At 42.1% G+C, this 15,200-nt stretch carries 11 protein-coding genes; 7 read left to right on the plus strand and 4 right to left on the minus strand.

The annotated features are described in order from the left end of the window. Window positions 1-8: 8 nt before the first annotated feature. The 5 genes from ACP69U_RS01290 (at window position 9) to ACP69U_RS01310 (ending at window position 7,461) form a co-directional block, all read left to right on the plus strand. Window positions 9-1,862 (plus strand): ABC transporter ATP-binding protein, encoded by a 1,854-nt coding sequence (locus tag ACP69U_RS01290; RefSeq protein ID WP_426137568.1) that lies wholly within the window; start codon window positions 9-11, stop codon window positions 1,860-1,862. A 90-nt stretch (window positions 1,863-1,952) separates the two neighbouring features. Continuing rightward, the gene (locus ACP69U_RS01295) at window positions 1,953-3,989 is read left to right on the plus strand and encodes an HsdM family class I SAM-dependent methyltransferase (RefSeq protein ID WP_426137569.1); all 2,037 of its coding nucleotides are present in this window, start codon (window positions 1,953-1,955) and stop codon (window positions 3,987-3,989) included. A 20-nt stretch (window positions 3,990-4,009) separates the two neighbouring features. Next, on the plus strand, window positions 4,010-5,149 hold the full coding sequence (locus tag ACP69U_RS01300; RefSeq protein ID WP_426137681.1) for a restriction endonuclease subunit S: 1,140 nt from the start codon (window positions 4,010-4,012) through the stop codon (window positions 5,147-5,149). Continuing rightward, window positions 5,146-5,772: a GNAT family N-acetyltransferase gene (locus ACP69U_RS01305; RefSeq protein ID WP_426137570.1), complete on the plus strand. Its 627-nt coding sequence runs from the start codon at window positions 5,146-5,148 to the stop codon at window positions 5,770-5,772. Before ACP69U_RS01300 ends, ACP69U_RS01305 begins: the two co-directional genes overlap by 4 nt. 144 nt (window positions 5,773-5,916) lie before the next feature. Beyond that, entirely contained in the window at window positions 5,917-7,461 is a 1,545-nt protein-coding gene (locus ACP69U_RS01310; protein ID WP_426137571.1) for a bifunctional 2-methylcitrate dehydratase/aconitate hydratase, read from the plus strand. A gap of 121 nt (window positions 7,462-7,582) precedes the next feature. On the opposite strand, the gene ACP69U_RS01315 is transcribed toward ACP69U_RS01310, so the two are convergent. Continuing rightward, the gene (locus tag ACP69U_RS01315) at window positions 7,583-8,374 is read right to left on the minus strand and encodes an SDR family oxidoreductase (protein WP_426137572.1); all 792 of its coding nucleotides are present in this window, start codon (window positions 8,372-8,374) and stop codon (window positions 7,583-7,585) included. A 223-nt stretch (window positions 8,375-8,597) separates the two neighbouring features. Between ACP69U_RS01315 and ACP69U_RS01320 the strand changes: the two genes are divergently transcribed. Continuing rightward, on the plus strand, window positions 8,598-9,962 hold the full coding sequence (locus ACP69U_RS01320) for a DUF2868 domain-containing protein (RefSeq protein ID WP_426137573.1): 1,365 nt from the start codon (window positions 8,598-8,600) through the stop codon (window positions 9,960-9,962). A 130-nt stretch (window positions 9,963-10,092) separates the two neighbouring features. Beyond that, window positions 10,093-11,733: a DUF3482 domain-containing protein gene (locus tag ACP69U_RS01325; RefSeq protein WP_426137574.1), complete on the plus strand. Its 1,641-nt coding sequence runs from the start codon at window positions 10,093-10,095 to the stop codon at window positions 11,731-11,733. A gap of 38 nt (window positions 11,734-11,771) precedes the next feature. Here the strand turns inward: ACP69U_RS01325 and ACP69U_RS01330 are convergent, their stop codons facing one another. The 3 genes from ACP69U_RS01330 to ACP69U_RS01340 form a co-directional block, all read right to left on the minus strand. After that, window positions 11,772-12,788: an ArsA family ATPase gene (locus ACP69U_RS01330; RefSeq protein WP_426137575.1), complete on the minus strand. Its 1,017-nt coding sequence runs from the start codon at window positions 12,786-12,788 to the stop codon at window positions 11,772-11,774. Between the two features lie 33 nt (window positions 12,789-12,821). Beyond that, complete coding sequence (locus ACP69U_RS01335; protein WP_055125816.1) at window positions 12,822-13,115, minus strand: cory-CC-star protein; 294 nt, start codon at window positions 13,113-13,115, stop codon at window positions 12,822-12,824. Between the two features lie 123 nt (window positions 13,116-13,238). Next, window positions 13,239-14,918: a carbon starvation CstA family protein gene (locus tag ACP69U_RS01340; protein ID WP_426137576.1), complete on the minus strand. Its 1,680-nt coding sequence runs from the start codon at window positions 14,916-14,918 to the stop codon at window positions 13,239-13,241. Window positions 14,919-15,200: the final 282 nt, after the last annotated feature.

The raw sequence follows: 15,200 nt of genomic DNA on the forward strand, positions 1-15,200 counted from the left end.
AAGGTATTATGCCAACTATTCCTACACTCAACAAACCTCCGCTAGAGAAGAAGCCCCCTGTCGAGAAAAAAGAACGGCGGGCTCTACTATGGGATATCCTCAAAAAGCTTGCCGTCTTTGCCGCGCCATATAAAGTATTAATTATTGCCACTTTGATATTGACCGTACTGGGTTCATTTACTGCTCAGGTCAATGCCTTTGTATTGCGCTATGCCGTTGATACTTTGACCGAAATCGCCACGCTTGCCGAGCCGTGGCAGGCTGGTCTTCGCATGCTAGGTATCATCAGTGCAGTGCTCTTGACCAAAGAGATACTGTCGATATTTATCTCGTTTGGGCAACGCTTCTTCGGCGAAAAGATTCGTATCAATTTATCACGTGATTTATCACAAAAAATCATTGAGCGCATCCTCACCTACCGCATGGCATTTTATACCAGTAGCGAAAACGACAGCGGCAAGTTGCAAACGCGTATCGATTATGGCGTTAGTAGTCTTACAAGCTTAGTGCAAAACTTCTTTATCGATATGCTACCGCTGTTTGCCAGTGCGATCGTCTCACTCATCATTATGTTTTCGACCAATTTTTGGATAGGCTTGGTCGGTCTTATTATCATTCCCATTTACTTTTTCATCAGTCAAAAACAAGCGCGGCGTCTACAAGGATTCCGTCGGCAGATGCGTGGCTATAGAGAAGCCAAAAGTGGCTTGGTTATCTCCTTGATCAACTCCATCAGCGTGGTGAAATCCTTTGTTCGTGAGTCGATAGAAGCTGAGAAGCACTTAACCATTCAAAAAGACATGACTGACAATCAGCTGCGTATTCGCAGTATTGGTTTTATTTATGATGCGATAAAAACTTTTATTGAGCAAATTGGCGTGGTAGTAATTATTCTGCTAACGTCCTACTTTGTCTTAAAAGGCGAGATGACCATCGGTATGATTTTATTCCATGTCATGCTATTTCAAAACGTCGCCGCCCCTATCCGCCAATTGCATCGTATCTATGATCAGATTAATAATGCCCTGACTTACGCTGAAGGTTTCTTTGATATATTAGAAGATGAAAGCCAAGTTGAAGATATCACGGGCAGAAGTAGTAAAAACTTAAAAGGTCATATTGAGCTGAAAAACGTCGATTTCACGTATCCGAATGGCACGCAAGCGCTAAAAGATGTCAGCTTTACTATCAAGCCCAATCGTATTACTGCGCTGGTGGGTTTAAGCGGTGCTGGCAAGAGTACGATTATCAGCTTATTGGTAAAGTTTTATGCGCCAGATAGCGGCACTATATGGCTAGACGGACATAATTTAGCCGACTGCGATACTCATGAATTGCGTCAAAATATTGGCTTGGTACTACAAAGCAATCATATCTTTTCGGGGACGATTAGCGAAAATATCCGCTATGGTGATATGAATGCGACTGAGGAAGATATTATTATTGCAGCAAAAAAAGCCTCCATTCATGAGCAAATTATTAATTTAGCAAAAGGCTATGAGAGTACAGCAAAGTCATTGTCTGGTGGTCAGCAGCAGCGTATCGCGCTGGCACGGATGTTTTTAAAAGATCCACCTATTGTGTTTTTGGATGAGCCAACCGCTAGCCTCGATGCCATCGCCAGCCAACAAGTGAAGAAAAGTCTAGATCTCATCAAAAAAGATCGTACCGTGATTATGGTCTCGCATAATATTGCCCAAATTATCGATGCGGATGATTTGGTCGTGATAGAAGATGGTCGCGTGGTTGAAACCGGTACGCATGAAGCGCTATATGAGAAACACGGCAAGTATTTTGAGATATTCAATGCCATGTCGGATAGCTTAAATTTGGATAAAATCAGCCAGACTCTAAAGGGTTGATAAGTGGTTAAATAGTAGTATCATAGAGCGCTTTTATATACCGTCTTTAGAGTATCAGAATGTTATATCCATATTAAGGAATAGAAAAGAATGGCACAATCAATAGAACCCAATATTGCGGATTTAGCGAATGGTTGGCTCAAAAACTATAAATTAGACTATAAATTAGAACAAGAGTTTTTAAATACCGAGATAGAAAAAGCGCTGTCTGATTACTTTACCAAGAATGGTGGAACAGGCGCAAATCGTCCTGATGCCAAGCTATTATTACAAGATAAGAATTTAAATTATTTCCCAATACTTATCGAGTATAAAGGTTACAAGGGAAAGTTAATAAAACTCAACATCGACGGTCAAGTTGAAAATCAAACTGCTAAAAACCAGCCAAATTTTAAGAATATTAACTCATTCGCAGTGAATGGCGCAGTACATTATGCTAACGCCTTATTACATCATACCAGTTACACCGATATTATCGCTATTGGTATGACAGGCTATAAAGATGAAGGCGGAGAGATACAGCATGAAATTGGGGTCTACTATGTCTCAAAAAGTAATCTCGGCGCAGGGCAAAAGGTTGGCGAGTTTTCAGATCTATCATTTTTAGCCCCTCAAAACTTTGATAGATTCATAGAAAAAGTAAAAACACTAACCCTCTCACAAGCAGAAATTGATAAGTTAAAAGCGCAAAGAGAAAAAGAGATTGATACGAGTTTAGTCCGACTTAATAATGATATTTACCAAAATGAAAAAGGACTGGGAGAAAATGACCGCGTTTATTTGGTTGCGGCCTCAATCATTGCAACTCTCGGCATACCAGGAAAAGTCACTCCACTTGAAAAGTCTGATTTAAAGTCTTCTATCGAAGAAGGTAACCGTGATGGCGATATCATCCTAAGAAAGATAAAGGCTTTTTTGAATGAGAAAAAGATACCGAAGGAAAAGAAAGATCTGATTGTTAGAACATTAGAGAACACTTTAACCACAGAAAATATAAATAAAGTTATTGGTGGTGAAAGTCAGCTCAAGCGAGTGTTTACTAAAATTGTAGATGACTTAGGCATATATTATAAAATTGGCTTAACCACTGACTTTACAGGTAAGCTGTTTAATGAGATGTACGGCTGGCTTGGTTTTTCACAAGACAAGCTCAATGATGTTGTGCTTACGCCATCTTATGTAGCAAATCTATTGGTCAAGCTGGCTCGCGTCAACAAAGACTCTTATGTGTGGGATTTTGCTACGGGTTCAGCAGGTCTACTAGTTGCTGCCATGAACGAGATGCTAGACGACGCTAAACGCACTATTAATTCACCTGATGAGCTGGCACAAAAAGAAATTCTAATTAAAGCGGAACAACTGCTAGGGTTAGAATTACTATCAAGCGTGTACATGCTCGCTATTCTTAATATGATTCTAATGGGTGACGGTAGCTCCAATATCTTAAATATGGATTCATTAGCTGATTTTGATGGTAATTATGGCTTTGGTAAGACTGAGGACAAATTTCCTGCCGATGCATTCGTACTTAACCCACCCTATTCGGCGAATGGTAACGGCATGAATTTTGTTGAGCGAGCCCTTAGCATGATGAATAAAGGCTACGCCGCTATTATCATTCAGAACTCTGCTGGATCAGGAAAAGCCAAAGACTACACTAAAAAAATACTGACTAAACATACGCTAATCGCCAGCATCAAAATGCCTATAGATATCTTTATTGGCAAAGCAAGTGTACAGACTCAGGTATATGTCTTTAAAGTTAATGAGAAACATCATAAGGATGAAATGGTAAAATTCATTGATTTCTCAAACGATGGTTACACGCGCACCAATCGTAAAAAGGCAAGCAATAACCTAAAAGATACCAATCAAGCCAAAGAGCGTTATGAAGAGCTGGTCAGCCTAGTGCGTTTCGGCAAAAGTAAACTCAATATCTTTACTGAACAAGAGTATTATGAAGGCACAATTGACCCAAATAATGGTGCAGATTGGAATCAATCCGCCCCTATTGATACCAAGCCTACTCTACAAGACTTCAAACATACGGTCAGTGAGTATTTAGCGTGGGAAGTTAGCAATATCCTTAAGCATCAAAATAAAGAGGATGACGGGCTGGGAAAGTAGAGACCTCACTTAATGAGCAGATAGACAATGTTGAGTGGGGTGAGTTTAGAATTGGTGATTTGTTTGAGATCGAGTCATATAAAAAAAGATTTGACTCTAATAAAGTAAATATTTTAGATAACGGGAAATTTCCATATATTGTGAGAATGGGTTCAAGCAATGGGCAAAAAGGATTTATTAACGAAGATGAATCATTTTTGAATGATGGTAATACCATATCTTTTGGACAAGATACTGCAACGATGTATTATCAAGAATTCCCATATTTTACTGGGGATAAGATAAAAATAGTAAAATCAAAAGATAAAAGATTTAATAAAAAAAATGCACAGTTCTTTTTGACAACAATGACAAAGTCTTTTAGCTCTTTTTCTTGGGGTGCTTCTAGTTTTAGTGTAAAAGTTATTGAATCCCAAAAAATAACCCTTCCTATTAAAAACGGTAAACCAGATTTTGATTTTATGGACAGTTTCACAACCACGCTTGAAGCTGAAAGTATGACAAATCTAGACGCTTATCTTTCAGCTACAGGATTAAAGGATTACACCTTGACGGATGACGAACAACAGGCGTTATATACTTTTGAGCAGGGCAAATTAAATTGGAGCGAGTTCACATTAGGTGGATTATTCAATATAGAGCCTACAAAATATTACCGACTTAAAAACGATGAAATAATTTCTAAAGTTGGGGACATACCATTAATTTCAAACTCTTCAACAGATAATGGAATAATGGGCTTCTCTAACTTAAAAGCTTTAAATAAAGGAAATACATTAACCTGCTCTGATACCACCTCAGGATCAGAAACTATGTTTTATCAAAAAAATGATTTTATTGGTTATTCTCACATTCAAAACTTAACACCAAAATTCGAATCATTTACAAGTAATATTGCTTTTATGATTATTTCTACCTGTAGGCTTTCAACCTCCGGAAAATATAATTATGGTAGTAAGTTTAATCGCACAGCAATGAGGAATACTTTTATTCAAATGCCCTCTAAAGATAATATTCCAGACTATGCATTGATAGAAATCTTAATTTCGGCCATCAAAAAGCTAGTTATAAAAGATGTGGTGTTATATGTGACTGAGAAAATGCAGCCGCCAATGCCTTTGAATGAATCAACCAACTCGCTAGAAGTGTCTGAACTATGACTTGTGAATTTTCTATCAAAACCTTTGATGAGCTGACCTCAGTTGATCTCTATCATATTTTAAAAGCCCGATCACAAGTGTTTGTGGTTGAGCAAAACTGCGCTTATCAAGATATGGATGAGATGGACTTTGATTGCCTACATCTTATCGCGCATCAAAACGAGGCGTTGGTAGGCTACTGCCGTATCATTCCGCCTGAATTTAATAAGTTAAAATCCAATCTATCGATCGCTGACCCTACGATTAAGACCAATCATACTGCTATGCCTGCCATCGGTAGAGTGCTGGTATTATCAGAGCACAGAGGTGACGGTATCGCACGGCAGTTGATGATTCATGCCATAGCGCACTGCCGTAAAAAATATGGTAAAAAGCGCCCGATTATACTCTCTGCACAAGCCTACTTACTTAGCTTTTATGAGTCCTTGGGGTTTGTCCCTGAAGGCGATCATTATCTCGAAGACAATATAGAGCATGTGAAAATGGTTCTATACGTTGCCAAGAAAAACAAAGTACAAAAAGAGCGTACTGAGTCTGCCTCCACAACGAACAAAGTCTTAAGTTTTCTGCTGTTTATCATGGCGGCTTTATTTGTGTTAGGTCTGCTATATTTGATGATTTAAGCGTGCCGCAAGGTTTTAATTTTTAACATAATTCAATTTGGTTGTTTCATCTTGAGTATGCTACTTTTAAATGATGGCTAATTTAAAAAGATGACCGATATAATGGGTCAAGGAAGTAGCACACTCAAGGAAGAGGAGACAACCATGTCAAATGATAATTCAGATACAACACATTCAAATAAAAATGATGCAACGGTAGAAAGCAATGTCCGTCCAGAATATGACATTGAGATTCAAAAAATTGCTGATTATGTACTTAATTATTCGATAGATAACGACTCCCCCAATAGCGCAGATGCTTGGAATACCGCACGTCATTGCTTGATGGATACGCTTGGCTGCGGTCTGCTTGCGCTACGTTTCCCTGAATGTACTAAGCATCTGGGTCCTGATTGTGCCGATCAGCTTACACCTAATGGCGCGCGCGTCCCGGGTACAGCCCACAGACTAGATCCTATCAAAGCTGCCTTTGATATCGGCTGTATCGTGCGCTGGCTCGATTATAATGACACGTGGCTGGCTGCTGAATGGGGACACCCTTCGGACAATTTAGGCGGTATCCTAGCGGTCGCCGATTATATTAGCCAACAAAGTGTCAGTCGCAATCACCAGCCATTAACCATGCGTGAGGTGCTCGAGGCTATGATTATGGCACATGAGATTCAGGGGGTAATTGCACTCGAAAACTCATTCAACCGTGTGGGTCTTGATCATGTGTTTTTAGTTAAATTGGCCTCTACTGCTGTGGTCGCCAAGCTCTATAAATTGCCACGTGAGCGTATCATGGCTGCCATCTCGCAGGCGATCGTCGATGGTCAGGCGTTGCGTACCTATCGTCATGCACCCAATGCCGGTAGCCGTAAATCTTGGGCGGCAGGCGACGCTACCAGTCGTGCGGTACGCTTGGTTGATATTACCCGTCGCGGTGAAATGGGTATCCCTGGGGCACTATCCGCACCGCAGTGGGGTTTTTATGATGTATTGTTTAGCCATACCAATAAAGACTTAGCCCTTAAACCTGCAAACGAGCGCCGTTTTACTTTCCAGCGTGAGTTTGGCAGTTACGTGATGGAAAATATCTTATTTAAGTTAAGCTTTCCTGCCGAGTTTCATGCGCAGACTGCTTGTGAGGCTGCGGTGATTTTACATCCACGCATTGACGATAGAATCGACGATATTGAAAAAATTGTCCTGACCACTCATGAATCCGCGATTAGAATCATCTCTAAAGAAGGCACATTGGCCAACCCTGCGGATCGCGATCATTGTTTGCAATATATGGTCGCGGTGCCTCTGCTAACTGGCGATTTAATGGCAGAAAATTATGAAGACGATTATCATGCACAGCACCATCTTTTAATTGATGGTCTACGCCGCAAAATGATCGTAGAAGAAGATGCGGGTTATTCAAAAGATTACCATGACCCAAGCAAGCGCTCGATTGCCAATGCCATTCAGATATTTTTTAAAGACGGTAGCAGTACCGACAAGGTTGTTGTCGAATACCCTATCGGACATAAGCGCCGCCGTACTGAGGGCTTGCCGATATTAGAAGCCAAGTTTCGTGCCAGTTTAGCAACGCGATTTATCGACAGTCGCTGTCAGGATATTTTTGCGCTTTGTAGCGATCAAACACGCTTAGAGCACACACCTGTACATGAGTTTATGGACTTGTTTATGGCGAATTAAGCATGTGCCTATCTAAAAATAAATCTTATCTTATCAATAAAATAGGGCGTGTTCTCATATTAAGGACACGCCCTATTTTTATCTCTTGAATTGGCTTTGTGAACGTTTCAATCATTTATAGCTACCAAGGTATGGATTCCCCTGCCCAGTCAACAAAACTGCCTGATTGCATCGCCTTCATACGGTTAAGCACTTCTAATAAGCATTCCGCACTGTAGGCTGGCGAGAACAACTGACCTTCAGCCACATTGCCTTGAAAAGGGGCTGATAGTTGCGTATTTACCGTTCCTGGCTGCAGGACAACCACGCACACGTCTTTAAGCGAGCGACTCCATTCAATACTCAGGTTTTTCATGCCCATATTGAGTGCCGCTTTACTCATACGATAGCTATACCAGCCGCCCAGCTGATTGTCACTGATACTGCCAACGCGCGCGGATATCGTTGCAAAGATTGCGGGCTTGTCATTACTACGCGCAGATTTGGCTAATAGTAGTCTAAAATGCTTGGCAATGAGTAAGCTGGCTAAGGCATTCACTTGCATGTTTTGTAAAAAGAAATCAGTCTCAACCTGACGCAGCGCTTTTTCTGGCTGCTGCGTCGCCGTATGTAATAACCCTGCACAATTGATAATCCAATCAATATGAGTGGTTTGCTGCTGAATAACCTCGGCTGCTTGTTGGATACTCTGTTCGTCGCAGAGGTTCATGGATATCCAATGCAGATTGTCAGCCTCAAAATCAGGTACATTGCGATGATAAGTCGCAAAAACATGAATACCCTGTTTTCCACCATTATCGGTATTCGCATTCTCATACTTATTGTCACTGGCAGTGCCATCTACTAATTGCTCAATCATCGCTCTACCAATGCCGCCTGTACCACCAACGATTAGATATGTTTTGTTATTCATGATGATTCCTTTTTTGGATTCTCTTTAACAGCCTTTTTTCACCCTTGTCATTATCATTTTGTTCATTATTCATTTTGGCTGATTTTTATTGTCTTTACCATGATAAAAATGCTTAATAAGTGTTCATTTATTAACATTTGGCGAAGGCGTGTCCTCATATATACGCTACAATAATCAAGAATTATCTCCTACATAAACGCCTTTATATGGATGTTATCGCATTATGCTATCACCCCAAGATCAATTGACTGAGTTGGTACGCACGCTTGAGACGCAGCAACATGTCTTTGCCACTGACCCGCTACTTATTACGGAAAAACTACAAGGTGAGGATGGCAAACCCATTCAAAAATTGCACCGCCGAGCCTCACGTATCGATAGTAATGGTGTGCTGGCACGAGTATTGGGCAAAATTGACGGGCGTATCAAAGGCATCATGGTGGTCATGAGCGTGGTGTGGTGTATCTCGGGATTTTTGGGATTATTCACCTTATTACAGACCAATGTGGTGAATTTCTTTTATGTCTTGGTTTGCTTGCTGGGTTTTCATACTATTATGCTGTTAGGCTGGCTGGTGATGACCCTGATTAATCAAGGCAAGCAGTCTTCGAATTGGTTTGCCAATTTTGTCAGTCCCAGTTATCTGATACGTGGTAAAGACGATGTTACCAAGGCGGCAGTCGATTTGTACGAGCGCCAATTACAGCATAGCGGGATGCGCTGGTATTTGGGACGATTTAGTCATCAGTTATGGCTGGCAACGTTGACGGGCATGCTGCTGGCGATTATTTTCCTGTTGATTGTGCGTCAGTATAGCTTTAGCTGGGAGTCGACTTTACTATCCGATCAAGCGCTAATTACTTTGACACAGGTACTTGGCTGGTTACCAAGTATGGTGGGATTCGATGTGCCAGATAGCACCGCTATCGTCCAGAGTCGCTTGGTGACTGATGCGATGCCATTGACTGTTGCGCGGCAATGGGCAGGCTTATTAGTTGGTAGTTTGCTGATGTACGGTATTGTACCAAGAGCGATTGCTTGGGCGTTTTGTGCATTGATGTTCCGTCGTAAAAAGATGCGTTTGGACATCAAGCAGCCCTATTATCAAAAGATTTTAAACTTTTGGCAACGTCAGGTGGTAGATGCTGATGACTTTAATGAAGTGTCCGTTCCTATTGCGCCAAAAGCAGCCGTCAGCGCTGGCAAGAAGCTGGTTGCTTTGCTTGAGTATCCAGCAGAGCAGGATAACTGGTGGCTTGCAGGTCTGGATGCCAATATTAATAATAGCGAGATAGAGAATTTCGGTATCGTTGATGATCGTGAAGATATGGCACGTTTGAAGACGTATTTAGACAGTCACCCAGTGCAGGTCTTACTTGGCATTCATCATAAAGCCTTACCTGACCGTGGTACGCTACGCAAACTTGATCAAATCGCCCGCCATGCAAAAGATGGGCTCATTGTGCAGCTGCTGATTGATGCAAGCGCTTTAGACTTAACCAAGCAGGTTGCAGACCATCAAGATGTTCGTTATCAGCAGTGGCAAACCGCCCTTGCCGCTCGGAAAATTGGTATAGTGAATAATTGATTGACTAGCCAAAATGGGATTATCAGTTACTTAAGACAAATGGTTAGTATTAATACCGAAATAGCACATAATTTGTTCTACAATAAAAGCCACTGTATGTTTTGGTCATTAATAAATATAAGACGATATTATGAATAATGATAATAAAAAAGAGAACTATGAACACAATAAGCCTGCTGGTCTCTTTGCAGATAAGGCTTATGAGGCAACCCCTAATACCGCAAACAGCACTTTAAAATCAGCCGTAACTCAGTCAGTGGAAACTCAAGACAATCAACCTTTATCAACTGAACCATTAACAACAACGACAAGTATGACAAGGAAAACCATCGCCAGTGGTGAACCGCTAAAATTGGCCGTCGTTGGTCATACCAATACGGGCAAGACATCCATACTACGTACACTATTGCGTGACGTCTATTTTGGTGAAGTCAAAAACGAAGCCGCAACTACCCGTCATGTAGAGCAAGCCAAATTAACAGACAGCCAAACGGGCGAAGTGTTGGTGGTATTGTATGACACACCGGGTTTAGAAGATGCGTCAGGATTGATGGATTGGTTAGAGGACAATACCGCCAGTCGGCGTGATGGCATTGAGCGTTTGCAACAGTTTTTGGCAGCAGACATTGCCCAAGGTGGTGATGCGCTAAATATAAATAGCAATGAGGACTATAGCCAAGAGGCCAAAGTGATTCGGCAGCTGCTGGCAAGTGATATGGCCATTTATGTCGTTGATGCACGTGAGCCGGTACTCGGTAAATATAAAGACGAGTTAGCTATTTTATCTTGGGCAGCGATTCCTGTGATGCCAGTATTTAATTTCACTGACGCTCAGGATGCCAATATAGATGAGTGGCAGACCATGCTGGCAAGACGTAATTTGCATATTTCTACACGCTTTGACTCCGTGGCTTTTGAGTTTGCAGATGAAATGCGCTTATGGCAGAATTTAGCCACCATGCTTACCCACTCTGAGATGCTTGAGCAGTTGATGCAGCGCAGGATAGAAAATTGGGCGCAGCTAAATGACGAGGCCAACATTATCATTGCTGATTTTTTAATCAATGTTGCTGCTTTTGTTCGTGAGATTAGTGAAGATGATGACCCAATGCCAGTATTACAGCAAATGCAAGAAGCGGTCAGGCAGAGCGAACGGGCGATGCAGAACAACTTGCTCAATTTATATAAATTTTATGACAATGACGTAGCTGCAACGCCGCTTGAGCTAAAAGCCTATCAACAAGATCCGTTTGACCCTGAACTGCTAAAAAGCTATGGCATACGCACCACTTCTGGAGCAGCAGCTGGTGCACTATTAGGCTTAGGGATTGATGCGGCCGCTCTTGGTACAACCTTGGGGTTGGGTGCTGCCATTGGTGGTATCGCAGGTGGGCTGTTATCTAATACCAGTAGTATTGCCGATAGAATCACTGGGGTAAAACGTTTGTATATCGACCCTGCTACCCTAACCTTGCTGGCCACTCGAGCCATAGATTTATTGACAGCATTGCGCCATCGTGGTCATGCTGCAACTGATGCCACGCAATTGCTGTATAAAGGTGAGAAATCCAGTATTGAACAGTCGTTAGATGACGAAAGCGCCACTGTCACACCATGGCCGACACATAAATTGCCCAGTGAGCTAAAAAAAGCTCGTGGCAAACCGCAATGGTCATCGCTCAGTAGTGGTAAATCTGAACAAGCACAGCTATTACGAGCAGATATGGCATGGTCGCTGGCAAGTAAGCTACAGTTATATAAATCTGAGTAATGATAGCCAAGCTTGACTAAAGTGGTAGATATGGTTGCTTAAGGAGATGGGTGTAATAAAGCACTCAGTGCCTTAGTTCCACGCACATCGGTTTGCTGTAAATAAATGGGATACAGCAGATACTTGGGAAAGCTTTGCTCAATATCTTGCATTAATTGCTGTTGGCGCTCAGCACGACGCTGCCAAAAATCATCAGACTGAGTTGGTGCTATCAACTGATTAATAACTATTGCGGCTGGCATGAGCTTACTGTCTTCTAACTGCTCTATCGCTCGCTTTGTTTCAGCCAGTGGCAATACATCAGCCGTCATCACTAATACAATGGCGGTTTGTGTACGGTCATGCAGTAGCAATCCTGCCTGACGAAACAGCTGCTTGCGTTTTTCTAGTACAGATACTGCTTGCTCCCAGCGATCATTCTTTTTTTCGGCAAACGGATTGGCTAAATCATTTTTGTTATTGTGTTGTTCATGACTGCCCAAATGATTTGCCACTGAGCGAAGTTTTGCTTGCCTTCGCTGCTGTGCCAGTAGCCCATCTGTCCACGCACCCATCATTTCAGGCAGCACTAATAAACGCAGTGTATGTCCCGTCGGTGCGGTATCAAAAACAATATGCTCATAGCCGGCATCTGCTGCTGCAACCAAGTGCTGGCACATAGATTCGAGCATGGCGGCTTCTTGTGCACCAGGCGCTGATTTTGATAGCCGTAGATGCTCGCGAATTTTTGGCATCATGTCTGGATTGGCATAAGAAGTAATGGTACGTTCAACTTGGGCAAAATGCTCATCAACGATGATATCAGGGTTTAGTTCAATAGCATCTAGACAAGGAGTTACTACTGTTTTTTGGTTTTTGAGCGGGACGTTTAACACATCGCCCAAGCTGTGTGCTGGATCGGTCGAGACAATCAGTGTCTTTTTGCCTTGGTTGGCATAATAGCTGGCAAGTGCAGCGGCAGTGGTGGTTTTACCGACACCGCCCTTGCCACCGATAAATATAATTGGCTGCTTTGCCAGTTGCTCTACCAATGCGGGTAAAGGGTGTAATGCCATACTTATATCTCATTTTGATGAATTCAACGTAAACTAGCAGCAACCTACGTGGTCAAAAGGGCATCTATCCATGCCCATACGTGTATGCCACTCATGGAAGTTTTCTAAAAACAATGGCTGCAACTCTAATGTATAAAAGCTTGCCGGATTGTCGATACCCAAGCTTTCCGCAAACATGAGTAGCATGAAAAAATCTTCCTCATCACGCGCGGCGCGTGCCATCGTTTGACGATAAGGCGCATGATAAAACTCATTTAACCCTGCCGCAAATCTTTGCCACCATGGCGCAATATTTTTTATAGATTTTGTCATATCTGCCTTTTCCATAATGACCCTTATTTTGCGTATACTTATTATCTATCATGCCTATATGAGACAAAAAACGCCAGCAATTGCTGCTAGCGTTTTTATCGTATTTCAGTAAGTATCTAACTAGTTATTCAACATGGCTTAGAGGTTGCTTTTACCTCTGTGTATCGACCACTCTTTGCGGAGTACCGATAGACTCTCAAACGTCACTAAAATCGTGGCTATTAAGATAATGACATCCATAATAATAAGCAGCCAATTACCATCATTGAAAAAAGTTTTTAGCTGAATCAATAACGCAAAAACCGTCATGACTAGTAAGAATGACAATGGTCCCAAGGTATACCATACTGGTCTGCCTTTACGTAACAAGATAACGGTAACAATCATCAAGGTTAATGCAGCCATGAGCTGATTCGTCGTACCAAATAACGGCCAAATAATCATACCGCCAGCACCATCGATGCCACCAGCACCAAAGGCTAATAACAAACAGCTACCAACGGCAAGCAATGTTGCCACCACACTTTTATTTAGAACAGGCAGTTTATAAATTTCACCAAACTCTTGGAAGATATAGCGTTGCAAACGTACCCCAGTATCCATCGTAGTACCCGCGAACAATGCTGCCATTACCGTCAGCATCGTCTGTGATAAAACCATATCAATGCCGACACCAGCATTCAATATAGTTGCACCGCCATCAATAAAGGCACCAATAGAGCCATCGCCAAATTTTTGATAAACGGCTTGCCAGTCGCCAAGGGTTGCAAAGCCTGCCGTTGCCGCAAGTATCGCACCCAGTGCCAGCATACCCTCACCCATGGCACCGAAGTAACCAACGAATCGTACATCTTCTTCTTTATCAATCTGCTTAGACGTCGTTCCCGTTGCCACCAAACCATGAAAGCCTGAGATTGCACCACAAGCAATGGTCACAAACAATAAAGGCACCATAGATGGTGTACCGATTGGCAATGCCGTGTTTATCGCTGGCGCGACAATATTCGGCGTCGCAATAAAGATGGCGGCATATAGTAAAATTAGACCGACAAATAACTGTAAGCCATTGATGTAATCGCGCGGCTGCAAGAGCATCCAAACCGGTAATAAAGAAGCGATTGCCGCATAAGCAAACAAGATAATAATCCAAACAGCATTGTCAGGTAAGCCTAAGAATGTCTCAGGCAATACGACAGGGGACATAGGACCAAGATAGATAAGCCCATATAAAGCCGTGACCCCAATGATTGATACCCAAACCAGATTCATCTTGTAGCGATAAATACACTGACCGATAATAAAGGCGACTATCAAAGCCCCCCAAACAGGTAGCACAGCGGACGGGGTTTTTATCATCATATTAGCAATAGCGACACCAAATACCGCATTTACCATGAGTAATAATAGAAAGATAACGATCATCATCAAGCTACGTACACGTGTACCCATGACGGTACCGGCAATCGAACCAATCGACTGACCTCGATTGCGCATACTAGCCCAAATGGCTGACATATCGTGGACACCTGCCATAAAAATCGTGCCCAATACTACCCAAATGATAGCAGGTACCCAGCCCCAAATAACGGCAATGGCAGGACCAATAATCGGCGCCGCTCCTGCGACTGAAGTAAAATGATGTCCCCATAGCACGTATTTATTGGTGGGGATATAATCCACCCCATCTTTCATAGTGTGCGCTGGCGTGGGGATACTGTTATCCAATGCCAAGATTTTAGTAGCGATAAATTTTGAGTAAAACAGATAACCGCAAAGCATCGCGGCAACAGCGAACACGAGCACGATTGCACTATTCATCTTATCTCTCCTTAGACAAGTAATAGGTAGCCTTATAAGTTCAAGCTTTTTAATTTAGAATATAAAAAATATGTTAAATTAGTCGGCGACTAGTGACTTAGCGCACCTGTCCAAAGGCTGTTTATAGAAGTACTGTGGTATCATCATCCATTAATAAGGCTTTACATTCTATCGTTAGCACATGTCACTAGTCAGCATATGGTGAGTCTTTGACTGCAACCCATTTAGATACTAACTGATTTAATGACAAATGTAACGCTGGTTAAACATGAAAAACAACAA

The sequence above is a fragment of the Psychrobacter sp. TWR1-1-1 genome, assembly GCF_049895865.1.
Classification (GTDB): Bacteria; Pseudomonadota; Gammaproteobacteria; order Pseudomonadales; family Moraxellaceae; genus Psychrobacter; species Psychrobacter immobilis_A.